Origin of the sequence: Novosphingobium sp. (genome assembly GCF_027531025.1) — a bacterium.
In the GTDB taxonomy this organism is placed as follows: Bacteria; Pseudomonadota; Alphaproteobacteria; order Sphingomonadales; family Sphingomonadaceae; genus Novosphingobium.
Genome location: NZ_JAPZQX010000002.1, coordinates 374880 through 396048, shown reverse-complemented (window position 1 = coordinate 396048; position 21169 = coordinate 374880). Strand labels below are relative to the sequence as shown.

23 protein-coding genes and 2 riboswitches are annotated in these 21169 nt (G+C 66.6%); of the genes, 6 read left to right on the top strand and 17 right to left on the bottom strand.

All coding sequences use genetic code 11. The features are described from left to right. Window positions 1-4 precede the first annotated feature (4 nt). On the top strand, window positions 5-322 hold the full coding sequence (locus tag O9281_RS02485) for a helix-turn-helix domain-containing protein (RefSeq protein ID WP_298182380.1): 318 nt from the start codon (window positions 5-7) through the stop codon (window positions 320-322). An 8-nt stretch (window positions 323-330) separates the two neighbouring features. Here O9281_RS02485 and O9281_RS02480 read toward each other — a convergent pair whose 3' ends face one another. Together O9281_RS02480 and O9281_RS02475 are read right to left on the bottom strand one after the other, a co-directional pair. Next, entirely contained in the window at window positions 331-792 is a 462-nt protein-coding gene (locus O9281_RS02480) for a DUF6265 family protein (RefSeq protein WP_298182378.1), read from the bottom strand. A gap of 53 nt (window positions 793-845) precedes the next feature. Beyond that, the gene (locus O9281_RS02475; protein WP_298182376.1) at window positions 846-1745 is read right to left on the bottom strand and encodes a DMT family transporter; all 900 of its coding nucleotides are present in this window, start codon (window positions 1743-1745) and stop codon (window positions 846-848) included. 145 nt (window positions 1746-1890) lie between these two features. Here O9281_RS02475 and O9281_RS02470 point away from each other — a divergent pair, with 145 nt between their 5' ends. Both O9281_RS02470 and O9281_RS02465 read left to right on the top strand, forming a co-directional pair. Beyond that, entirely contained in the window at window positions 1891-2913 is a 1023-nt protein-coding gene (locus tag O9281_RS02470; RefSeq protein ID WP_298182374.1) for a glycosyltransferase family 2 protein, read from the top strand. Then, complete coding sequence (locus tag O9281_RS02465) at window positions 2910-4562, top strand: hypothetical protein (RefSeq protein WP_298182372.1); 1653 nt, start codon at window positions 2910-2912, stop codon at window positions 4560-4562. The genes O9281_RS02470 and O9281_RS02465 overlap by 4 nt, the downstream gene beginning before the upstream one ends. A 4-nt stretch (window positions 4563-4566) precedes the next feature. On the opposite strand, the gene O9281_RS02460 is transcribed toward O9281_RS02465, so the two are convergent. Both O9281_RS02460 and O9281_RS02455 read right to left on the bottom strand, forming a co-directional pair. Continuing rightward, window positions 4567-5409 (bottom strand): hypothetical protein, encoded by an 843-nt coding sequence (locus O9281_RS02460; protein WP_298182370.1) that lies wholly within the window; start codon window positions 5407-5409, stop codon window positions 4567-4569. Beyond that, window positions 5402-6055 (bottom strand): class I SAM-dependent methyltransferase, encoded by a 654-nt coding sequence (locus O9281_RS02455; protein WP_298182368.1) that lies wholly within the window; start codon window positions 6053-6055, stop codon window positions 5402-5404. The genes O9281_RS02460 and O9281_RS02455 overlap by 8 nt, the downstream gene beginning before the upstream one ends. A 260-nt stretch (window positions 6056-6315) precedes the next feature. On the opposite strand from O9281_RS02455, the gene O9281_RS02450 reads away from it, so the two are divergent. Next, complete coding sequence (locus tag O9281_RS02450) at window positions 6316-7836, top strand: CpaF family protein (protein ID WP_298182366.1); 1521 nt, start codon at window positions 6316-6318, stop codon at window positions 7834-7836. Window positions 7837-7865: 29 nt separating this feature from the next. Here the strand turns inward: O9281_RS02450 and O9281_RS02445 are convergent, their stop codons facing one another. Next, entirely contained in the window at window positions 7866-8090 is a 225-nt protein-coding gene (locus tag O9281_RS02445; protein ID WP_298182364.1) for a hypothetical protein, read from the bottom strand. A 118-nt stretch (window positions 8091-8208) separates the two neighbouring features. Between O9281_RS02445 and O9281_RS02440 the strand changes: the two genes are divergently transcribed. Continuing rightward, entirely contained in the window at window positions 8209-8343 is a 135-nt protein-coding gene (locus O9281_RS02440) for an entericidin A/B family lipoprotein (protein WP_298182362.1), read from the top strand. Window positions 8344-8447: 104 nt separating this feature from the next. Then, complete coding sequence (locus tag O9281_RS02435; protein WP_298182360.1) at window positions 8448-9656, top strand: hypothetical protein; 1209 nt, start codon at window positions 8448-8450, stop codon at window positions 9654-9656. 18 nt (window positions 9657-9674) lie between these two features. Here O9281_RS02435 and O9281_RS02430 read toward each other — a convergent pair whose 3' ends face one another. The 12 genes from O9281_RS02430 to O9281_RS02375 form a co-directional block, all read right to left on the bottom strand. Continuing rightward, window positions 9675-10151 carry an ABA4-like family protein gene (locus O9281_RS02430; protein WP_298182358.1) on the bottom strand — a complete coding sequence of 159 codons (477 nt, stop codon included), beginning with the start codon at window positions 10149-10151 and terminating at the stop codon, window positions 9675-9677. Between the two features lie 5 nt (window positions 10152-10156). Continuing rightward, complete coding sequence (gcvPB, locus tag O9281_RS02425; protein ID WP_298182356.1) at window positions 10157-11719, bottom strand: aminomethyl-transferring glycine dehydrogenase subunit GcvPB; 1563 nt, start codon at window positions 11717-11719, stop codon at window positions 10157-10159. Next, window positions 11716-13071: an aminomethyl-transferring glycine dehydrogenase subunit GcvPA gene (gene gcvPA, locus O9281_RS02420; RefSeq protein ID WP_298182354.1), complete on the bottom strand. Its 1356-nt coding sequence runs from the start codon at window positions 13069-13071 to the stop codon at window positions 11716-11718. The genes gcvPB and gcvPA overlap by 4 nt, the downstream gene beginning before the upstream one ends. Before the next feature lie 4 nt (window positions 13072-13075). After that, window positions 13076-13447: a glycine cleavage system protein GcvH gene (gcvH, locus tag O9281_RS02415; RefSeq protein ID WP_298182352.1), complete on the bottom strand. Its 372-nt coding sequence runs from the start codon at window positions 13445-13447 to the stop codon at window positions 13076-13078. Between the two features lie 4 nt (window positions 13448-13451). After that, on the bottom strand, window positions 13452-14597 hold the full coding sequence (gene gcvT, locus O9281_RS02410) for a glycine cleavage system aminomethyltransferase GcvT (protein WP_298182350.1): 1146 nt from the start codon (window positions 14595-14597) through the stop codon (window positions 13452-13454). Between the two features lie 31 nt (window positions 14598-14628). Then, a riboswitch (glycine riboswitch) is annotated at window positions 14629-14731 on the bottom strand. Beyond that, window positions 14732-14852: riboswitch (glycine riboswitch) on the bottom strand. It lies immediately after the preceding riboswitch. 72 nt (window positions 14853-14924) lie between these two features. Then, a complete protein-coding gene (locus tag O9281_RS02405; RefSeq protein WP_298182349.1) occupies window positions 14925-15602 on the bottom strand; it encodes an NAD(P)H-binding protein in 678 nt (225 codons plus the stop codon). Continuing rightward, a complete protein-coding gene (locus O9281_RS02400) occupies window positions 15595-16752 on the bottom strand; it encodes a deoxyguanosinetriphosphate triphosphohydrolase (protein WP_298182347.1) in 1158 nt (385 codons plus the stop codon). The genes O9281_RS02405 and O9281_RS02400 overlap by 8 nt, the downstream gene beginning before the upstream one ends. Continuing rightward, a complete protein-coding gene (locus O9281_RS02395; RefSeq protein WP_298182345.1) occupies window positions 16749-17444 on the bottom strand; it encodes an amino acid racemase in 696 nt (231 codons plus the stop codon). Before O9281_RS02395 ends, O9281_RS02400 begins: the two co-directional genes overlap by 4 nt. A 93-nt stretch (window positions 17445-17537) precedes the next feature. Next, complete coding sequence (locus O9281_RS02390) at window positions 17538-18497, bottom strand: alpha/beta hydrolase (RefSeq protein ID WP_298182343.1); 960 nt, start codon at window positions 18495-18497, stop codon at window positions 17538-17540. Beyond that, window positions 18494-19483, bottom strand: a complete 990-nt coding sequence (locus O9281_RS02385; protein WP_298182341.1) for an SO2930 family diheme c-type cytochrome — start codon at window positions 19481-19483, stop codon at window positions 18494-18496. The genes O9281_RS02390 and O9281_RS02385 overlap by 4 nt, the downstream gene beginning before the upstream one ends. After that, window positions 19480-20673: a parallel beta-helix domain-containing protein gene (locus tag O9281_RS02380; RefSeq protein ID WP_298182339.1), complete on the bottom strand. Its 1194-nt coding sequence runs from the start codon at window positions 20671-20673 to the stop codon at window positions 19480-19482. Before O9281_RS02380 ends, O9281_RS02385 begins: the two co-directional genes overlap by 4 nt. A 66-nt stretch (window positions 20674-20739) precedes the next feature. Beyond that, window positions 20740-21024, bottom strand: a complete 285-nt coding sequence (locus tag O9281_RS02375; RefSeq protein WP_298182337.1) for a hypothetical protein — start codon at window positions 21022-21024, stop codon at window positions 20740-20742. Between the last annotated feature and the right edge of the window lie 145 nt (window positions 21025-21169).

Below are 21169 nucleotides of genomic sequence, written 5' to 3'. Positions count from 1 at the left end.
TTAGATGCAAGCACACTCGCCCCTGCTCGATCGCCAGTTGAAGGCGATTGCCAATCCCCAACGCCGCCAGGTGCTGGAATGGCTGCGCGATCCGCGTGCGCACTTCGCGCCGCAGGTCGATGGCGATCTGGTGGCGGACGGGGTCTGCGCCCTGCGGATCGAGGAAAAGCTGGGCCTCGCCCAGCCGACCACTGCCCGCCACCTGAAAGTGCTGGTCGATGCCGGGCTACTGGTGCCCAAGCGGATCAAGCAGTGGACCTTCTATCGCCGCGACGAGGCGGGCCTTGCCGCATTGCGCGCCGGGCTTAGCGAGCAGCTCTAACCGCCGGGTCAATCCTGTGGCGGCACGACGGGGCGATAGTTCCAGCGCATAACCTGGCTGCCGTCGATCTTGCTGGTTTCCGCCATCAGCAGCTTGCCCTGCCGCCAATAGCGGATGCGCTGCGGGTAATCGTGGGCCGGATTGGCGAATTCGATCGCTTCCTCGCTGACCAGCACCATCGGAAACTCGCTGGCGGGCTTGCCATTGGGCTGGGCAAAGAAGCTGATCGAGCCATCGGGCTTGCGGCGGATCTGGGTCACTTCCCAGCTCTGCAACTGGGGGCCGAAGCCGATCCGGGCCACGCCCAGCATCAGCCCGCCGCGCGGATCGGTCCACATCTCGTCAGCCCAGCTCGCGCCGTCCTCCATCATCCAGGTGCCGGCCAGCCACTCGGGCAGCTGGGCGGCGCGGGTCTGACCGCCGAGCGGAGTGGCCAGGGTCAACAGGAGCGGGAGCAGCAGCTTCTTCATGGAGCAGCCTTTTAGCCGTCCCGGCCCGCAGGCCAAGGGTCATTGACCGATCGTCATTCGCTTTCGGCGGGTTCGCGCACCTGGCCCGCACGCCACAGGTACAGCCCGGCCGCAACGATGATCCCGGCGCCCAGCAGGGTCAGCGCATCGGGATGATCGCCGAACCAGGCCCAGCCGATCACGCTGGCGACCAGCAGCTGGACATACATCATCGGCGCCACGCTGGCCGCCCCCGCACGGGTGGTGCCAAGGTAAACCAGCCAGTGCGCGCAGGTCGCGGTCAGGGCCACGAAGGCGCAGCGCGCCAGCACGCTCCAGTCCGGCCAGCCCAGGGCAAAGCGTTCCACCCCGGTGGCGGCAAACAGCGGCGCGGCCACAATCAGGATCGGCGCGGCGAAGACCGCCACCCAGAACTGCATGGCCAGAGGCGAAGCCGTGCCCGCGACCTTGCGGTTGCCGATGATCAGCAGGGCGAACATGAAAGCCGAACCGATCGGCAGCACCGCCCACCACCCGGCTTCGGCCAGGTTCGGCCGAAGCACCACCAGCACCCCGGCAAAGGCCAGCAGCGAAGCGATCCAGGTAGCCCGGCGCATCGGTTCGCCCAGCAGCAAGGCCGCCAGGATCGCGGTGAACATCGGGCTGGTGAACCCGATCGCCGTCGCCGTCGCCAGCGGCAGGACGAACAAAGAAGTGAAGAAGATCGTGGAGGAAACCGCCAGCGATGCCCCCCGCCCAAACTGCGCCCCCGGTTTGGCGAGACGGAAGCCCGCCGTCCCCTCGCGCCAGAACAGCAGGCTGCCCAGAGCAATCGCGGCAATGCCGAAGCGCAGCGCGGCGATCCCTACCGGCGACCATTGCCCGGCCATGGTCTTGATCACGGCATCACCGCATGACAGCACGGCAAAGCCGGCCAGGGCATAAAGCAGACCCGTGGTTTCGTTGCTGCGCAAGGCTGACGTCCCCTTCCCTCGCCCCGCCTCCTATCGCTCCGGTGGCTACGTGGCCAGAGCAGGCCCAACTTTACCCGCCGTTTACGGTTTATCGTTAACAGCAGATCACCGACCGCTAAGCGAAAGCGCGGACCGGTGGGGGCCCATGACCAAGCTGATCATCCAGATTCCCTGCTTCAACGAGGCCGAGACCCTGCCCGAAACGCTGGTTGCCCTGCCCCGGCGGATCGACGGGATCGACCAGATCGAAGTGCTGGTGATCGACGATGGCAGCCACGATGGCACCGCCGAGGTCGCCCGACGGTTCGGCGCCCACCACATCGTCCGCCATCGCCGCAACCGGGGCCTCGCCGCCGCTTTCCAGAGCGGCCTCGATGCCGCCCTAGCGGCCGGGGCCGATATCATCGTCAACACCGATGCCGACGGCCAGTACGAAGGGGCCGACATCGCCCGGCTGGTCGCACCGGTCATCGCCCATCAGGCCGATATCGTGATCGGCGATCGCGGCGTTGCCAACAATGCCCACTTCGGGCCGTTCAAGCGCCTGCTGCAGCACGCTGGCAGTTCGGTCGTGCGCCGCCTGTCGCGCACCGACGTGACCGACGCGGTCAGCGGGTTTCGCGCGATCAGCCGCGCGGCAGCGCAGCGGATCACGATCACCACCGAGTTTTCCTATACCACCGACATGCTGATCCAGGCCGGGCGCAAGCGGCTGAAGATCGTCAGCGTGCCGATCCGCACCCATGCAGCAGTGCGTCCATCGCGGCTGTTCACCTCGATCCCGCAGTTCATTACCCGCCAGTTGATGACCATGGCGCGGGCCTATGCGACGTATAATCCGCTGCGCACCTTTGCGCTGATCGGGACAACGCTGGCAGTGATCGGGCTGCTGCCGATCCTGCGGTTCCTCTATTTCTGGGCCACGGGCGATGGCGATGGCCATGTCCAGTCGCTGGTCCTGGGTGGCTCGCTGCTGGTGCTCGGCGTGGTGACCGGCCTGCTGGGCGTGCTGGCTGACCAGATCGGCACCAACCGCAAGCTGCTGGAAGAGGCGCTGTTCGCGCTGCGGCGGCTGGAAGACGAGCGGGCCGCTGCGCCGCGCGACGATCTGCCCGGCGATAGCCCCGCCGCTTCGCCGGCAAGGCCGCTGCGGATCCTGAAGCGATGACCTCTGCCGGTTGGCGCGTCCCGGCGCGGGATGCGGCGTTCTGGCCCTGGGCGGCATTGATCGCCGTCGCGCTGTTCACCCTGGCCACGCTGTTCCAGCGGTCAATCAACTGGGACGAATACTGGTTCCTGAGCCAGGTCCACGAGCTGGACCAGCAGCGCCTGTCGCGCCCGCTGCAAACCGTTCACACCCGCCTGTTCGGCTGGTTGCTGGCGCTGCCCGGCAACGAGATCGCCGCGCTTATGGCCGGCCGGCTGTTCATGTTCGGTTGCCTGCTGGTCGCCGCCACCGCAGTGGCCGGGCTCGCCCGGCGCTTTGCCGGGCGCGAGGCGGCGCTGTTTGCCGCGCTGGCCTATCTTTCAACCGGGTTCGTGTTCCAGCACGGCTACAGCTTCCGGATCGACCCGCTGGCCACGGCCCTGCTGATGACCAGCCTGTGGGCGCTGACCGTCTGCCGGCTGACGCCGCTGGCCATTGCGGGAATCGGCCTGGTGACGGGCCTTGCCGGCATGGTCACGATCAAGACCGTGCTCTATGCCCCGGCCTTTGCCGGGATCGCCTGGCTGCGCTGGAGCGAAGCCGGGCGCAGCCGCGCCGCCACGCTGCGACTCGGCGCGGTCGCCCTGGCCAGCCTTGCCTGGTTTGCCGCGATCTATCTCTATCATGCGCACGACCTCGCCCGCACCCGCGAAGGTGCGGCCGGAACCGTGCTGCGCACTGCCTTCGATCACATGTTCGCCCTGTTCCCGGCCAACCAATGGCCGATGATCCGCAAGGGCATAGCCACGGCACCGCTGCAGTTCCTGCTGATCCTGGCCGTGCCGGTGTGGCTGCTGCGGCACCGGGCCACCCCGGCCGAGAAGATTGCGCTGCTGGGGTTGCTGGGGCCACTCGCTGCGCTGTTCTATTACCAGAACACCGCCGCCTATTTCTTCACCTTCATGCTGGCCCCGGTCATGGTCTGCGCCGCGATCGTCCTGCCGGTGGCGCTGGCGCGATATGGTGCGCGGAACCTTGCCATGCTGCTGGCGATCACCCCGGTCGTCGTCTGGCTGTTCGAACCACCATCGACCCTGCCCGCCCAGCGCACCATCGCGGCGGCGGCAGACCAGCTGTTTCCCCGGCCGATCGGCTATTTCGACAAGATGGGCATGCTGCCCCGACTGGCCAAGGAAAACACCTTCATGACCAATTGGGGGGTCGAGCTCTATCAGCGGCGCGAAGTGTCGGGCCTGGCCGAGACCATGGCCCGCACGCCCGTGCCGCTGGTGCTGGAAAACGACGCGATCTTCACCAGCGCGCTGCGCGGCAAGGCCGACGATCCGCAGGTCTACCGGCCTGAGGATATCGCCGCGCTGCGGGGCGGCTATGTCAACTTCTGGGGGCCGTTCTGGCTGGCAGGCCGCGATGTGCCAGCCGGGGCCGAGCCGCTGCGGATCGAACTGCCTGCGCCGGGCCCTTACACCGTCAGCGGCGCACCGCTGGTGATCGACGGGGTACGCCATGGGCCCGGCGCGGTGGTCGAACTGGCGCGGGGCAGCCATCTGATCGCGGGCAATCGCGCGGCGGCGGCACGGCTGGTCTGGGGTAACAACCTGCGCCAGCCGGACTTTGCCCCGCCGCCGCAGCCCTGGTTCGTCGGGTTCTGACCGCTCAGCCTCGCCGGGCCAGCGCCAGCGCGCCCAGGCCATAACCCAGGTCACCCAGGATCGAGGCGATCCGCAGCGCCAACACTGCCGCCAGCAAAGGCGCAGTCGGCACGCTCCCGGCCGCGAGCGCCAAGAGGGCCGCTTCGCGCACGCCCAGCCCGCCCGGTGCGACTGGCACAACGAACCCGGCCAGCCAGGCCAGCAGGAACAGCGCGGCAAACTGGCTCAGCGCCAGCCCTCCCGGCAGGATCGCCGCTGCAACCAGCATGGCGGCCCCGGCAAAGCAGGCGAAGGCACCAAGCTGGCAGGCAAAGGCCCGGCCCATCGGCAAGCGCAAGAGCAAGGCCACGAAGCCGGCTGCGGCCACCCCGGCCAAGGCTGGAACCGCGCCGATCTGCGCGGCCACAAAGCAGCCCGCCGCAACGGTCATGCTGGAAGCTAGATGCAGACCGATCTCGGCCAGGCTGGCCTTGGCCGCCTCGCCCTGGGTCAGTCCGGCACCGCTCGCGTCGACCTGGCGACTGACATACTGGAACACGCTCCCTGGCAGGTACTTGAGCAGAACCCCGCGACCATAGATCCGGCCCGCCGTGCGCGGACATAGCCGCCCCTCCGGATCGGCCAGCGCCTGCCAGCCCTGCGCCAGCAGCCGGTTTGCCCCGCCAAACAAGGCTGTTGCCGCCAGCATCGCTCCGGCCAGCGGCCACGACGCCTGCCCCGCCAGCTGCACCGGATCGAGCGTCCACAATCGTTGGCCGATAAATCCGATGCTCAGCGCGACGATAGCCGCCCCGCCCCAGCGCACCAGCCAACCGTCACGCGCTGGCAGGCCCGGAGCTTCAGCCATGGAGGATGCTGCTGTGATCGGGATAGGGCACGCAATAGGAGCGGCCGAAGAAATGCCGTTCACGCAGGCCGCAGCCCGCAATGCCCGCCCGGTAGCGTGACCGGCCCGAATCATCGAACAGCACAATCCCGCCCGGCTTCAGGTGCGGCAGGGCTTGCGTCAAGCAGTCGATCCGGCGGCGACCATCGACCACGATCAGGTCAAATTGCTCGCCTGCCTCGGCAATGGCTCCCGGATAGCCCTCGCCCTCAAGCGGGCGATGCCACAGGGCGACATTGGCGAACCCGGCCACCAGCGGCGCCAGCAGGCGGTGCCAGTCGGCATGATGCTCCACGCTGATCACCTCACCGGCCCGGCGGGCCAGCCAGGCCGTGCTGGCGCCAGAGCCAAATTCGAACACCCGCGCGCCCGGCCGCGCGGCGAGGAACCGGACCACTTCGCGCGTCGCCGCCACATGCCACCAGGGGCAATCGAGCCGGATCATCCGCTGCGGCTGGTGGATCGCCAGCAACGAGGCCAGCCACCGCCGCCACCCATAGGCATCCGCCGCTTCGGCTTCGGCCAGGAACCGTTCGAGCGGTGGCACGCCCGCCAGCGCCCGCGCGGACGAAGAATAGAGCCGTTTGGCGGCGTCAGCTGCGTGCATGGGGCCGGACTTCCTCTTGTCTAACCCCCGCGTGATGCCAAGGCGGCCTTAAGATATGGCTAACGATAAACCGCAAGCCGGGGTTCACGATCGTGTGCCGCGCCAATCGGGGAAAAAACGCGCACCGGATCGGCCAGATCGTGCATTCGATCACCCGGCATTAGGAAATAATCAAAGTTTCGTTCCTATTCACCATCCCGATTAGCCGCGAGGTAGCCACGCGCTTACCAAGGTCGGCACAGGGAAGTTGGGAACACGGTATGAGCGCATTCGGCCGACGCAATGGAGTTGGAGGCATGGCCCCCGGGGCCCGGCCGCAATTCGGCGTGGCGCGCCCGATGAAGGGCGGAATCGAAGCCCCGAAGAAACCCAATGCTCCCGGTGGCATGGGTGGTGACCAGTTCCCGCCGCTGCCGGGCGAAGAATCCATCTCCGAACCGGCGCTCAAGTCCGATGCGATGACCCGCCTGGCTGACCGCATGAACGGTTCGGTCGAGAATCAGTACAATGCCGAAGGTTTCGAAGCTTCGGTTCACAAGATCAAGGAACAGGTGCTGCCGCGCCTGCTCGAACGCGTCGATCCCGAAGCGGCTGCCACCCTGACCAAGGACGAGCTCTCCGAAGAGTTCCGCCCGATCATCATGGAAGTGCTGGCCGAGCTGAAGGTCACGCTCAACCGGCGTGAACAGTTCGCGCTGGAAAAGGTGCTGATCGACGAGCTGCTGGGCTTCGGTCCGCTCGAGGAACTGCTCAACGATCCGGACGTGTCCGACATCATGGTCAATGGTCCGGACCAGACCTACATCGAAAAGAAGGGCAAGCTGCAGCTCGCCCCGATCCGCTTCCGCGACGAACAGCACCTGTTCCAGATCGCCCAGCGCATCGTGAACCAGGTTGGCCGCCGCGTCGACCAGACCACGCCGCTGGCCGACGCCCGCCTCAAGGACGGCAGCCGCGTCAACGTGATCGTCCCGCCGCTGTCGCTGCGCGGAACCGCGATCTCGATTCGTAAGTTCTCCGAAAAGCCGATCACGCTCGATATGCTGCGCGATTTCGGTTCGATGAGCGACAAGATGTGCACCGCGCTGAAGATCGCGGGCGCCTGCCGCATGAACATCGTGATCTCGGGCGGTACCGGTTCGGGTAAGACGACAATGCTCAACGCCCTGTCGAAGATGATCGACCCGGGCGAGCGCGTGCTGACCATCGAAGACGCGGCCGAACTCCGGCTGCAGCAGCCGCACTGGCTGCCGCTGGAAACCCGCCCGCCGAACCTCGAGGGCCAGGGCGCGATCACAATCGGTGACCTTGTGAAGAACGCCCTGCGTATGCGTCCGGACCGGATCATCCTGGGCGAAATTCGCGGTGCGGAGTGTTTCGACCTGCTCGCCGCGATGAACACCGGTCACGATGGCTCGATGTGTACACTCCACGCCAACAGCCCGCGCGAATGCCTGGGCCGTATGGAAAACATGATCCTGATGGGCGACATCAAGATCCCCAAGGAAGCCATTTCGCGCCAGATCGCCGAATCGGTCGACATCATCGTTCAGGTGAAGCGCCTGCGCGACGGTTCGCGCCGCACCACCAACATCACCGAGGTGATCGGGATGGAAGGCGACGTGATCGTCACCCAGGAACTGTTCAAGTTCGAATACCTCGACGAGAGCGAGGACGGGAAGATCATCGGCGAATTCCGCCCGTCGGGCCTGCGCCCCTATACGCTGGAAAAGGCCCGCCAGTTCGGCTTCGATCAGGCCTATCTGGAAGCCTGCCTCTGATCGACGCCGCTGGTGCTATCCGCCACGCCCTATCCGCCACGCAGCGCGTAGCGGATCGCGACCAGTGTCAGCAGCAGGGCGCCGAACAGGCCCCAGAACGCCAGGTCGCGCCAGGGTAGCAACCCCACGGCATCGGGATCGCTGCGGCGCATCCGGCGCCGGTCAGCCCACCAGGCCACAATCGCGAGCAGCAGGGCAATCGTCGCCGCCTCGGCCCAGGGCGCCCAATCGGTGTAAAGCCAGTCCCAGTTCATCGCGCCCCGCTGGTCGTTTCGTCGCGCGCCGTCAAGCCACGGCATCGCCGTTCGGCTGGGATTAAGCTGACCGGACAAAAGCTGCCAACCGGGGCACTTTGGACCGGAGATCGATGCGATGAAGAACCGTCTGATTACCACGCTGGTGCTGGCCTCGCTGGCTGTCACCACCGCCGCCTGCAACACCGTGAAAGGGCTTGGCCGCGATATCGAATCGGTCGGCGAGGCCGGCGACAAGGCGATCAACCGCTAGGCTGCCTTTCGCCTGCCCCGGTTGACGCTTGGTCGATCAGCCAAGACTGGCGCCACCGAGCCTGCTAGGGGCGCGTCGAAAAGTCTTGATTCAGGAGCTTGTCGATGCGCCGCGCCATGATGCCCAGCCTTGCCCTGGCTGCCGCCCTTGCCCTTGCGGGTCCGGCGCAGGCGCAGGAAATCGTCGTCACCGGCAAGTCGCTGAAGCAGACCGAAGCCGATCTCAAGGCCTGCCTGGAACGCAAGTGCCCGCCGGACGAGGATATCAAGGCCACCCTTGCCCATGCCGAAAACCTGTTCGTGGCGGGCGATTACAAGAACAGCCGGGCCACGCTGAAATCCTCGATCGGCCGCAACAAGCGCCACGGCGAAGCCTTCCCGGTCCCCGTGTCCGATCTGCTCCGCGCCAACGGTCGGATCGCCGAACAGATGGGCGAGGCCAAGGATTTCCAGCTCTCCGTGCTCGACATGCGCGACACGCTGAAGAAGGGCTTTGGCGAGAACGATTTCCGCACCCTGGTCGCCCAGATCGAAGTGGGTGACAGCCGGGCCAAGCTGGGCTTCCCGGACGAAGCGGAGCGGATCTACCAGCAGGTCGAGCAGCGCGCCCTGGCCGCCAATCAGCCGCGCGTCGCCAGCTTTGCCCGGCTGCGCCAGGCGCTGCAATGGCGCGGCCGGTTCGATATGGCCCCCAACAAGCGCAATCTCGACGAGCTGAACAAGCGGCTGGACGTGCTGATCACCCAGCCCCTCCCCGAAAGCAGCGACTTCGCGCTGGCGGCCGAAGTGATCAAGGCCAAGGCCGATCGCAAGGGTGGCAGCGATGCCAGCACGGCCGCGCTGATCAAGCGCTTTGCCGAACAGGGCGGCGCGAGCAAGCCGGTGCTGCTCTATGCCGAGCCGCTGGTGCGCGATGACCTGACTACCGGTCGCCCGGAAACCGAGCCCAATCTCAACACGCTCAACCGCCTGACCGCGCTCCAGGCCCGCAACCAGTGGGCCGACATCGGGTTCTGGATCGGGGCCGATGGCCGCATCACCGAAATCGACGTGCTGCGCACCGATGGCGATACCAGCTGGCTGAAGCCGGTTGTCGCTAACATCCAGAAGCGGGTCTATGCCCCGCTCAAGAAGGACGAAGGCAGTGCGCCCGGCTTCTACATGATCGAGCGCTATACGCTGACCGCCCGCTTCGAAAGCGGCAATACCGGCACCCGCCTGCGCCGCCGCGAAGCGACGCCGCGGATCGAGCGGATCGACCTGACGCCGGAAAACTACGAAGCGCCGAGCAGCAAGGCGCCGCCTACTTCCTGATCAGCGTAAGCGAAACGCCTAGAGCTTAAGCCGGTTTTCCGCCGGGTGCAGTTCGCGCGCCCGACGCTCGCGCGCGATCAGCCAGGCCAGCAGGCCAATCGGCCCGGCCATGAAGCTGGCGAACAGGAAGGGCAGCTGGAACACGCGGCCAAAGCCCTTGGCATCGGCATCGCGCGCGATCCACAGCCCCACGAACAGATCGAACGCCAGGTAATGGGTCCAGCCGATCACCAGCCCGGCATCCGACATGAACAGCCGCCGCAGTCCCTCGATCGAATAGTCCGAGGCGACATAGGGCTGGCTGCCCGGCACCTGCCCCGGATCGACCGCGCCGCTGAGCAGGGTGACGAACATGCCCGCATAGCACAGGCACAAGAGGCCGACGCCGAGGTAGAGCACCGAGGTTGTCGCCAGCGGCTTGCGCGGCGCGAAGGCCAGGATGAGCCAGGCGATGATCACCACCGCATTGGTGAACGAGAACATCGCCTGCCACATCGCTCTTATCCTTCCGCCTTGTCGCCCTTCCAGGCCAGCACCGGTTTACGCGCGGCCAGCGTTTCGTCCAGTCGGCGGCGCGGGGCGAAGTGCGGCGTGCTCTTCAGCGCCGGATCGCCCTGCTTGGCCCGCAGCGCCACCGAGCGCAGCGCGCCGATGAACTGATCGAGCGCGGCCTTGCTTTCCGTCTCGGTCGGCTCGACCAGCATCGCGCCGTGGACCACCAGCGGGAAATAGACCGTCATCGGGTGGAACCCTTCGTCGATCAGCCCCTTGGCGACATCGAGCGTCGAGAAGCCCTCGGCAAAGCCATCGTCGGTAAACAGCGCCTCGTGCATGCACGGGCCGGAGTGGCCGAAGGGCGCATCGAGCACGCCTTCAAGGCTGCGCAGCACGTAATTGGCGTTGAGCACTGCATCCTCGGCAACCTGCTTCAGGCCATCGGCCCCGTGGCTGAGGATATAGGCCAGGGCGCGGGTGAACATGCCCATCTGGCCGTGGAAGGCGACCATCCGGCCAAAGCTGTCAGGCTGGTCTTCGCCCGCGGTTTCTTCCTCGACCAGCCGCAGCGAACCATCGGCCTCGCGCTTGACGTAAGGCAGCGGCGCGAAGGGCGAGAGCGCGGCGGAGAGCACCACCGGCCCCGAACCCGGTCCGCCCCCGCCGTGCGGCGTGGAAAAGGTCTTGTGCAGGTTGATGTGCATGGCATCGACGCCAAGGTCACCCGGGCGCACCTTGCCGACGATCGCGTTGAAGTTCGCCCCGTCGCAATAGACATAGCCGCCGGCGGCATGGACCGCGTCGGAAATCGCCTTGAGATCGGGTTCGAACAGGCCGCAGGTGTTGGGATTGGTGATCATCACCCCGGCCACGTCCGGCCCCAGCCGGGCCTGCAGCGCGGCCAGATCGACCCGGCCCGCATCGTTCGCCGGGATGTTCTCCACGGTGAAACCCGCAAAGGCCGCGGTCGCCGGGTTGGTGCCGTGGGCGCTTTCGGGCACCAGGATGACTTTGCGGTCTTCCCCGCGCGCTTCGAGCGCAGCCTTGATCGCGAGGATCCCGCACAGCTCGCCGTGGGCACCGGCCTTGGGCGACATGGCCACGCTGTCCATGCCGGTCAGCGTCACCAGCCAGTGGGCCAGTTCGTCGATCACCGCCAGCGCGCCCTGCACCGTCTCGCGCGGCTGGAGCGGGTGAACGTCCTTGAAGCCCTTCATCCGCGCCACCGCCTCATTGAGGCGCGGGTTGTGCTTCATCGTGCACGAACCCAGCGGGAACAGGCCCAGGTCGATCGCATAGTTCTGGCGAGACAGGCGGGTATAGTGCCGCACCGTCTCCGGCTCCGACAGGCCCGGCAAGCCGATCGGCGCGGTGCGCGCAAGGCTGCCGAGCATCGAGGGCGCGGCGGGGGCCACGTCCAGATCGACTCCGGTGGTGGTCGCATCGCCGATCTCGAAGATCAGGCGCTCTTCCAGCATCAGCGCGCGGTTGCCGGTAAAGGTCTCGTCTCCGGCGAGGTGCGTCTCGCCCAGTTCGGGCCGCCAGCCGGCTGCGTTGGGGGCGTTCATGCCAGCACCTCCTTCAGTGCCGCTTCAAGGGCATCGATGTCACCTTCGGACACCACTTCAGTGACCGCGATCACCAGTCCGTGTTCCAGTTCGGTCACCCTCGGATAGAGCCGGCCAAGCGATACGCCGCCCAGCACGCCCTTGGCCGCCAGTTCGTGCACCACGGCGCGGGCGGGCTTTGGCAGGACCAGGGTGAACTCGTTGAAGAAGCTTTCATTGGCGAGGCAGACGCCGGGCAGCTTGGCCAGCCGCTGCGCCGCCAGCACCGCCTTGGCGTGGTTGAGCGCCGCCAGATCGCGCAGGCCGCGCTCACCCAGCAGGGTCATGTGAATACTGAAAGCCAGCGCGCAAAGCCCTGAATTAGTGCAGATATTGCTCGTCGCCTTCTCGCGCCGGATATGCTGCTCGCGGGTCGATAGCGTCAGCACATAGCCGCGCTTGCCATTGGCATCGACCGTCTCGCCGCAGAGCCGCCCCGGCATCTGCCGGACATACTTGTCGCGGGTCGCGAACAGCCCGATGTAAGGCCCGCCGAACTGCAGGCCAACGCCGAGCGACTGCCCCTCGCCCACCACGATATCCGCGCCCATCTCGCCCGGAGCCTTGATCGCCCCCAGCGCCACCGGCTCGGTCACCACCGCGATCAGCAGTGCCCCGGCAGCCTGGCAGGCGGCCGAAAGCGCCGACAGATCCTCGATCCGGCCGAGCACATCGGGATACTGCACCACCACGCAGCTGGTCTCGGCATCGATCGCGCCGATCAGCCGGTCCATGTCGGTCCCGCCAAGGCTGGGGGTGGCGGTATCGAGCTGATCGCCGGTAAACCGCGCCATGGTCTTCGCCACGCTGACATAGTGCGGATGCAGCCCGCTGCTCAGCACCGCCTTCTTGCGGCGGGTGATGCGGCCGGCCATGCCGATTGCTTCCCAGCACGCGGTCGAGCCATCGTACATCGAGGCATTGGCCACATCGCAGCCGAACAGGCGCGCAACCTGGGTCTGGAACTCGAACAGCACCTGCAGCGTGCCCTGCGCGATTTCCGGCTGGTAGGGCGTGTAGGCGGTCAGGAACTCGCCGCGCTGGATCAGGTGATCGACGCTGGCGGGGACATGGTGCTTGTAGGCCCCCGCCCCCAGGAAGAACGGATGATCGGAAGCCGCCTTGTTCTTGCGGGCCAGGCTGGCAAAGTGGCGCTCAACCGCCATTTCGCTGGCGTGCAGCGGCAGGCCGGGCACGGGTCCGGGCAGGCGCGCGGTGGCGGGCACATCGACGAACAGGTCATCGACCGTGGCCGCGCCGATCACGCCCAGCATGGCGGTCCGGTCGTCAGGAGTGAGGGGCAGGTAACGCATCGGATCAGAGCCCCGCGACGTAGGCGTCGTAAGCCGCCTTATCCATCAGACCATCGAGCTCGGCTGGATCGCTGAGGTCGATCCGGAACAGCCAACCGCCTTCTTCGGCGTCGGTGTTGACCAGTTCCGGAGCATCGCCCAGCGCATCGTTGGCGGCGGTGATCGTGCCGGAAACGGGGGAGTAGACGTCCGAGGCGGCCTTCACGCTATCGACCACGCAAGGGGCATCGCCCTTCTTCACGGTGGCGCCGGCAGAGGGCAGGTCGACATAGGTGATGTCGCCCAGCTGGCTCTGCGCATATTCGGTAATGCCCACGACACCGCTGGTGCCGGAAACGTCGATCCATTCGTGGTCCTGGGTGAAATAACGCGTCATGGCGTCAGGCTCCTCGGTAGTAGCGATGGGGAACGAAGGGGGTGGGAACGACCTCGGCGGGCAGGCGCTTGCCGCGCACGTCGATCTCGAGCTTGGTGCCGGGCGCGGCATGGGCGCTGGCGACATAGGCCATGGCGATCGGCTGCTGGCGACTGGGCGAGAATCCGCCCGAAGTCACCACTCCAACCTGCTCGGCGCCAAGGTGGACTGTCGCGCCGTCACGCGCGGCCTGGCGACCTTCGAGGACCAGGCCAACCCACTTGCGGGCGGTACCCTCGGCAATTTCGCGCAGGATCCGCTCGGCTCCGGGGAAGCCACCTTCACTGCGGCGGCGCTTGTTGATCCCGAACAGCAGGCCGGCCTCGACCGGGCTGGTGTCGGGCGAAAGATCGTGACCGTAGAGCGGCAGCCCAGCTTCAAGCCGCAGCGAATCCCGTGCGCCAAGGCCGATGGGCTTCACTTCCGGCTGGGCGCAGATCAGATCGGCAACCCGTTCCGCATCGGCCGCAGGGATCGAGATTTCAAACCCGTCCTCACCGGTGTAACCCGACCGGCTGATCCAGGCCTCAACGCCATCGATCCTGAACTGGCCGCCCTTCATGAAGGTCAGCGCGGACAGCGGATATTCGCCGGTAACGACCCGTTCGAGCGCGGCAAAGGCCTTGGGGCCCTGCAGCGCCAGCAGAGCGCTGTCATCGAGGTGGTTGATCGTCACCTCGTCGGGCAGATGCTCGCGCAGGTGGCCGATGTCGTCCCACTTGGTCGCACCGTTCACGACGAGGTAGAAACCGCTGTTCCAGCGCGTGACCATCAGGTCGTCCAGCACGCCGCCGTTCTCGTCGAGCAGCAGCGAATAGCGCGGCCCATAGGGCTTCAGCGTTGACAGGTCGATCGGCAGCACGGCTTCCAGCGCCGCCTCAACCCCCTCTCCCGAAATGAACAGCTGCCCCATGTGGCTGACATCGAACAGGCCGGCGCTTTCCCGCGTCCAGAGGTGTTCGGCGATAATCCCCTCATACTGGACCGGCATCCAGTAGCCCGCGAATTCGACCATCCGGCCGCCCTTCGCGCGGTGCCAGGCATCGAGCGGCAGGGTGAGCACTTTGGGCTCAACCGCTTCGTCATCATTGGTTGTTTGGACGTCGCCCACAGCAAATCCCCGCACAGAATGCACCAAAACCGGTGCCCCCTCTGTCACGGAAACCTGAGAGCTTTCCCCAGCCTAAGACCGGGTTACCCCTTCGGCGGCCCTGCTGGTGCAGGACACTTTCCAGAGCATCGCTATCGACCCACGCGGTCCCTGGTGCCTGAGAGATTCCGGGGCGGTTGCTCCTTCGGCGTCCAGCGAAACGGGCCCTTCAAGCAAAGGAACCGCGAATCGCCGGAACTCTCCCGCGCGGTCAGCGATGCTGTGGGCGATGGCGGGCGGCGCGGCGTGAGTCAATCCCGGCCCTTGGGTCCTCCCCCGGCGGGCGGCTCAATCGGCCCTGCGTGCCGCCCGCAGGATCGCCTCATGCTCGAAGACAAAGCGCCCGGCGGCCTTTTCCTTGGTCAGGCCAACGATCGCCCGCGCCACCGTTTCCGCCCTGATCGAGCGATACTTGCTGTACTTGCCCTGCAACAGCAGGTCCGCCACCGGGCTGAGGATCCGCCCCGCCAGTTCGGCCGGACGCATTTCCTCGCGCGGGCCGCGCAGCAGGCCGGGACGCAGCACATCAAGCCGCGGAATGCCGACCCGGCCGAGCGCCTGTTCGGTCTCGCCCTTGACCTTGAGGTAGAAGTTCTTGGCCATGGCATCGGCCCCGACCGAGGACACGGCGATCATCTGCCGCATCCCGGCTTCCTTGGCGGCCTTGGCGCAGGCCAGCACCAGGTGCTGATCGACCGCGCGGAACGCGGTTTCATTGCGATCGGCCTTCTTCCAGGTCGTGCCCAGCGCACAGGCCAGGACATCGGCATTGGTTGCGGCAATGGCATCGCCCCAGTTCTCGGGCGGGGCGACCAGGACTTCCATCCGCGCGCCGGTGGGCAAGGGAATCTCGCGCCGGGCCACGGCAACGATGCGGATATCGCTGCGGCCCACTGCCAGGCGGATCAGGCTTAGCCCGACCAGGCCGGAAGCGCCGACCAGGGCAATGCGGGTAACCTTAGACATTCCTCAAACCCTCGGGCGTGCGGCCATAGATCGCGGCATGGGCGGCGATGGCAAAACGATCGGTCATGCCGGCGATGTAATCGGCGATGTGGCGGCTGTAATGCGGCTCATGCGGCGGCAGGCGTCCGGCCCAGTCATCGGCCATCAGCGAAGGATCCTGCGCATAGGCAGCATAAAGCTCGGCTGTCACCGCGCGCGCGCGCTCGGCCGTCTGCAACTGCTGGGGGTGGTGATAGAGCTTTTCGTACATGAACCGCTTCAGTGTGCGTTCCTGCCTCGCCAGTTCGCTCGAAAAGGCAGCGGTAGCCCGCTCAGCTCCGCGCACCTCGTCCGGGCCGCCCATCCCCTTCACCCGCTCGCCCGTCTCGGCGATCAGGTCGTTGACCATCCAGCCGATCTGGCTGCGGACCAGTTCGCGCAGGCGCCGGTCGATCGGCGCGCCGGGAAACTTGCGTTCGATCGCGCGCCATTGGTCGTTCACGAAATCGAGCGTCAGCAGCTCGTCCAGCTGCAGGAACCCGGCGCGCAGGCCATCGTCGATATCGTGGTTGTCATAAGCGATATCGTCAGCCAGCGCGGCAACCTGCGCCTCGAGCGAGGGCCAGTTCGTGAGGTCAAGCGGATAGGCCGCATCCAGTTCCGCCAGCGCCCAGTTGACCATGCCGACCGGGCCGTTGTGCTTCGCCATGCCTTCCAGCACTTCCCACGACAGGTTCAGGCCATCGTGCTCGCAGTATGGGCTTTCGATCCGCATCAGCGTGCGCAGCGCCTGGGCATTGTGATCGAAGCCGCCGTGGCGCTCCAGCGCGGCGTTGAGCGCATCCTCACCCGCATGGCCGAACGGCGGATGGCCGATGTCGTGGGCCAGGCACAGCGCCTCGGTCAGGTCCTCGTCCAGGCCAAGCGCGCGGGCGATGACCCGGCCGATCTGCGCCACTTCCAGGCTGTGAGTCAGCCGGACCCGGTAATGATCGCCATCGGGGGCGATGAACACCTGGGTCTTGTGGCGCAGCCGGCGGAAGGCGATCGAATGGACGATCCGATCGCGGTCGCGCTGGAAAGCGGAACGCGGACCGCGCGCAAGCGCCGCCTCGAGCGGAAACTCGCGCCCGCGCGACCGGTCGGGATCAGAGGCGTAGGGTGCTCTCACGCGTCCGCCAGCATCCAGTCGACCGCCGCCTCGGCATGGATGCGGGTGCAATCGTAGATCGGCAGGACATTGGCATCGACATCGACGACCATTTCCAGCTCGGTGCAGCCCAGCACCACGGCTTCGGCCCCGTCCTGTTCCAGGTTGGTCAGGATCGTCTTCAGTTCGCGCTCGGCCTGGCGGGTGACCTTTCCCAGCAGCAGTTCGTCGTAAATGATCCGGTCCAGCGTTTCGACGAAGGGCAGTTCGGGCGGCAGCAGTTCGATATCGCGGGCGATCAGCTTCTGGCGATAGAAGCTTTCCAGCATGACGTTGCGGGTGCCGATCAGCGCGGCCTTCTTCACCCCGGCCCCGGCCATCCGCTCCGCCACGCATTCGGCGATGTGGATGATCGGCACGTCGACCGCCGAGGCCACCTCGGCATAGACCTTGTGCATCGAATTGGCACCGATCAGGATCGCCGTGGCCCCGGCCTTTTCCAGCCGCTTGGCGGCACCGGCCAGCACCTTGGCGGCACGGGCCCATTCCTCGGCGCTCGAAAGCCGCGACAGCTGCGCAAAGTCGAGGCTTTCGATCACCATCGACGCGCTCGATCCCGGCCCGAGGCGGGCCTGGACCAGGCGATTGATGTGCTCATAGTAAGTGCGGGTCGAGTACCAGCTCATCCCGCCGATCAAACCGATCTTGCGCAAGCATTTTCTCCGTGGAAGCCCCCTGTCGGACCAGGCTGCCCCTGTTGCTTGCGCCCTTACCCAAGCGGCGCGCCAAGGTCCAGCGCGGCCCGGTCAGCCCTGTGGGCTGAGGAAGGCGCGGACTTCATTGGCCGTTTCCGCGGCAGCCTCCTCGTGCGGCAGGTGACCTATGCCGGTATAGACCTTCACCCGCGCATTCTTGATGCCATCGGCAAAGAACCGCGTGTCACTGACCGGGATGAGCCGGTCCTCCTCCCCCCAGATGATCAGGGTGGGCGCGGTGATCCGCGCGAGTTCGGCGGGGGTAAAGGCGCGGCGCTGGCTGGTGAACCGCTCCAGCGTCGCGGCGCGGTTGCCGGGATAGCGCAGCAGTTCCCAATAGCGGTCAACCGCCGCCGGAGTGACCACGGCCTGGTTGCTGACCGACTGGCTGAGGCTGCGCTCCACCAGGCTGCGCGGGGTGATCGAGCGGGCCAGGGCGTTGATCCCCGGCGTGGCCGCCAGGGTGAAACCGATATTGCCGCGCCCGCCCCCGGCCTTGCGCGGCGCCCCCGCTGCATCGACCAGGATCAGCGCCGAAACCTGCTGTGGATAGGCACTGGCATAGCGCGCGGCGAGGCCGCCCCCCATCGAGTTCCCGGCCAGGGCAAAGCGGTCCAGCCCCAGCTTGATCCGCAGCCGCTCCAGCACGGCCACCATGGCATCCTGCGAATGGCCCCCAGCCGGGTTGGGCCCGGTCAGGCCATGGCCGATCTGGTCATAGCGGATCACGCGGAACTGGCCCGACAAGGCCCGCGCCCAGGCATCCCAGGTATGGAGATCGGCGTTGGAGCCGTGCAGCAGGACCAGCACCGGCGCGTCGCCCCGATCGTTCTTGGGTCCTTCATCCCGCAGATGCACGGTCAGCCCACCGCCCAGGTCGACGAATTGCGAGGGCGGTGCGCCATACTTGGCCCGCATCGCCGCCGGATCGGTATCGGGCGTTCGCAGCAGCAGGAACGCGCCCACCAAGACCAGGAGGATCACAGCCAGCCACTTGCCAAGACGTTTCATTGCTTCATCTCCCCGATCCAGCGCGCCACGGCGGCCTGCCCAGCGGGATCGACCGTCGAGCGCCCCAGTTCGGGCATCGAAATCCCGCCCTCAAGGCTGCCCATGCGATAGATCATGATCGACTTGTCCGGGTGGCCCGGCAGCACGTCATATTCCAGCCCGCCCGAACCACGCCCGGCCGCGACCGGCCGCTTCATGATCCCCACTTTGACCGGGTCACCCTGCTCCCAGCGCAGGTCCAGCCCCGAATTCGAGGCCGATCCCGCCGGATTGTGGCAATGGGCGCAATTGGCATCAAGCCAGCCCCGGGCGACCGGAGCAGCTGGCAGTTTCGCCCGCTCTTCCCAAAGCGGCACGCGCGCGGCCACGGCCGGCACCTGATCGAGCTTGCCGGCCTTGTGCCAGCTGACCAGCCACCCGGCCGCCAGATTGCGGGCCTTGGGGCCAAGCGGCACCACGGCATCCTTCTGCTGGTGGCATTCCTTGCACTGGTTCTTGTTGGGCACGGCATAGGATATCCGCGCGCCCTGCGGGGTCGTCAGGTCAAGCCGTGCCCCGCCCAGCACCAGTCGCGCCTCGGTCTGTTCGCGATTCCACTGATAGGGCAGCGCCACCCAGCCATCGGCGCGGTGCAGCAGCACGCGGGTCTCGATCAGGCGGCCTTCCAGCTTGAAGGTCTTGATGAGGGCAGCGCCGACCGGCAGGTCGAGCAGACCTTCGCCTTGCGCCTTGGCCTGGGTCCCGGCCGGCAGATAGACGAACCGCAGCTTGTCCGCGCCATCCGACCACAGCGGGGTCTGGACGCGATAGGGAGTCACGCCAGCAGCCGGACGCTGCGCCGCGCCATCGGCGAAGAAGCGGTACTCGCCCAGCGTGGCAGGAAAACCCGCCGCCGTAATGGCCGTATCGTTGACCGATTGGCGCTGCGGCGTAGCGACCGCGACCGCTGCTCCCGCCAGCAGTGCTGCCCCCAGCAACAACCTCACCGCGCGATCCGGGCTTCCAGTGCGGCGGGCGCGCCCACCCCGTCAGCTATCGGCAGGATGGCGGCCGGGGCCAGTTCGAACGGCGCGGGCCGGGCCTGATCCGGGCTGACCCCCTGGGCCGGGAGATTGAGCGACAGGCCGGCGATCTTCTGGCCCGCCACGATCGCGCCGGTCCCGCCCAGCCCATCCCACAGCAGTGGCGGCAGGGCACCGCCGAATGCCGCCTTCAGCTGATCCCCGCCGGGCAATTGCGGATCGTAGCCCCCGCCGATGATGGTGTTCGCTCCGATCACGATCCGGCGCGGATAGGGATTGTACCGCTGATCGTCGAAGGCGTTGGGATAGGCCAGCACCATGATCTGGGCGGTGGGATTGTTGGCCAGGGTATTGCCGCGCACCACCACGGTCTCGTTGGCCATGACCATTACCCCGGTGCCACGCGGCACGCCCGCCACGATATTGCCTTTGGGCGCAAAGTTCGGCGTATCGTTATCGATCACCAGGTTGTTCTCGACCACGGTGTTGCCCCCGCCCATCACAGGCAGGTTGGGTAGATCGAACACCAGAATCCCGCCGGTGTTGCGGGTCGCCAGATTGCCATGGACGATGGCATTGCGGCTGTTCTCGATCTCGATCCCGGCCACGTTGAATTCGGCCAGCGAATAGCGGACCGTGATATCCTTCGACTGGCCGACATAGATCCCGGCGTCGGATGCGCCCGAAACCTTGCAGCCATCGATCAGCACCCCGGTGCTTTCGACCGGGTAGATGCCATAGGCGCCATTGGTGGTCTTGGCCCCGCCGGTCCAGGTCACGCGGACGCGGTAATAGACGATGTTGTCCGCACCTTTGCTCTTGATCCCGTCGCCCTTGGTGTTCTCGACCGCGAAATCGCGCAGGGTGACCTCGTCGGACGTGACCAGCAGCCCCTCGCCCGAGCCCTTCTGGCCGGTGAAGTCGAGCACGGTCGCCTCCATGCCCGCGCCGCGCAGCGTCACGCCCTTGACGTCGAGCGACAGGCCATCGGTCAGCACGAAGCGCCCTGCCCCCAGTTCGACCACGTCGCCCGGCTCGGCCAGGATCAGCGCCTCTTGCAGCCGCGTCTGGGCATTTTCGCCCGGGGCGACCTGGATCACCTTGGCATAGGCAGGGGCAACCAGGGCAAGCGCCGTGGCCGCTGCGATCAGCATTGTTGGCATCCTCATGGCGCGGAGTGTGACCTGACTTTTCGCCAAGTCAATCCGCGGCCGGCAGGATCAATACCGCTTTTCCCGCGCCAGCCCGCTGGCACAAAGCGCGGCAGACGTGGCCGTCACCTCGATCGCCTCGGTATCGCCAACCCGGCGCACGGCGGCCACGTAGTCCATCAGGCCCCGCTTCTCACCCTTTAACTGCTTGAGCTTGTTGAGCTGCGACAGGGTCAGCCGGTCGGTCATCCGCTCGGCCATGCAGGCCGAATTGGCTTCGGACAGCCCGGCATCCATCATCGCGCTCTTGACCTGGCCATAGGCCAGCTTGGAGGGCGAGCAGGCGGCGACCAAAGCTATTATCAGACCACCAAGCAAAATCCGTTCGTGCTGAGCTTGTCGAAGCACCGTTCTTTCCCTTGCGATATGCACCAGGCCCCAAGACCAGGGATGGCCCTTCGACAAGCTCAGGGCGAACGGGTCTTGGGAGCGATTGGCT

Coding starts and splice junctions, on each gene's coding strand:
- O9281_RS02440 (WP_298182362.1), top strand. CDS start 8,209: ATGAAGAACCGTCTGATTACCACGCTGGTGCTGGCCTCGCTGGCTGTC.
- gcvH (WP_298182352.1), bottom strand. CDS start 13,447: ATGACGCGTTATTTCACCCAGGACCACGAATGGATCGACGTTTCCGGC.
- O9281_RS02485 (WP_298182380.1), top strand. CDS start 5: ATGCAAGCACACTCGCCCCTGCTCGATCGCCAGTTGAAGGCGATTGCC.
- gcvPB (WP_298182356.1), bottom strand. CDS start 11,719: ATGAACGCCCCCAACGCAGCCGGCTGGCGGCCCGAACTGGGCGAGACG.
- O9281_RS02445 (WP_298182364.1), bottom strand. CDS start 8,090: ATGAACTGGGACTGGCTTTACACCGATTGGGCGCCCTGGGCCGAGGCG.
- gcvPA (WP_298182354.1), bottom strand. CDS start 13,071: ATGCGTTACCTGCCCCTCACTCCTGACGACCGGACCGCCATGCTGGGC.
- O9281_RS02430 (WP_298182358.1), bottom strand. CDS start 10,151: ATGTGGCAGGCGATGTTCTCGTTCACCAATGCGGTGGTGATCATCGCC.
- O9281_RS02480 (WP_298182378.1), bottom strand. CDS start 792: ATGAAGAAGCTGCTGCTCCCGCTCCTGTTGACCCTGGCCACTCCGCTC.
- O9281_RS02470 (WP_298182374.1), top strand. CDS start 1,891: ATGACCAAGCTGATCATCCAGATTCCCTGCTTCAACGAGGCCGAGACC.
- O9281_RS02450 (WP_298182366.1), top strand. CDS start 6,316: ATGAGCGCATTCGGCCGACGCAATGGAGTTGGAGGCATGGCCCCCGGG.
- O9281_RS02405 (WP_298182349.1), bottom strand. CDS start 15,602: ATGTCTAAGGTTACCCGCATTGCCCTGGTCGGCGCTTCCGGCCTGGTC.
- O9281_RS02390 (WP_298182343.1), bottom strand. CDS start 18,497: ATGAAACGTCTTGGCAAGTGGCTGGCTGTGATCCTCCTGGTCTTGGTG.
- O9281_RS02460 (WP_298182370.1), bottom strand. CDS start 5,409: ATGGCTGAAGCTCCGGGCCTGCCAGCGCGTGACGGTTGGCTGGTGCGC.
- O9281_RS02435 (WP_298182360.1), top strand. CDS start 8,448: ATGCGCCGCGCCATGATGCCCAGCCTTGCCCTGGCTGCCGCCCTTGCC.
- O9281_RS02465 (WP_298182372.1), top strand. CDS start 2,910: ATGACCTCTGCCGGTTGGCGCGTCCCGGCGCGGGATGCGGCGTTCTGG.
- O9281_RS02455 (WP_298182368.1), bottom strand. CDS start 6,055: ATGCACGCAGCTGACGCCGCCAAACGGCTCTATTCTTCGTCCGCGCGG.
- O9281_RS02380 (WP_298182339.1), bottom strand. CDS start 20,673: ATGCTGATCGCAGCGGCCACGGCGCTTGCCCTGGTTGCCCCTGCCTAT.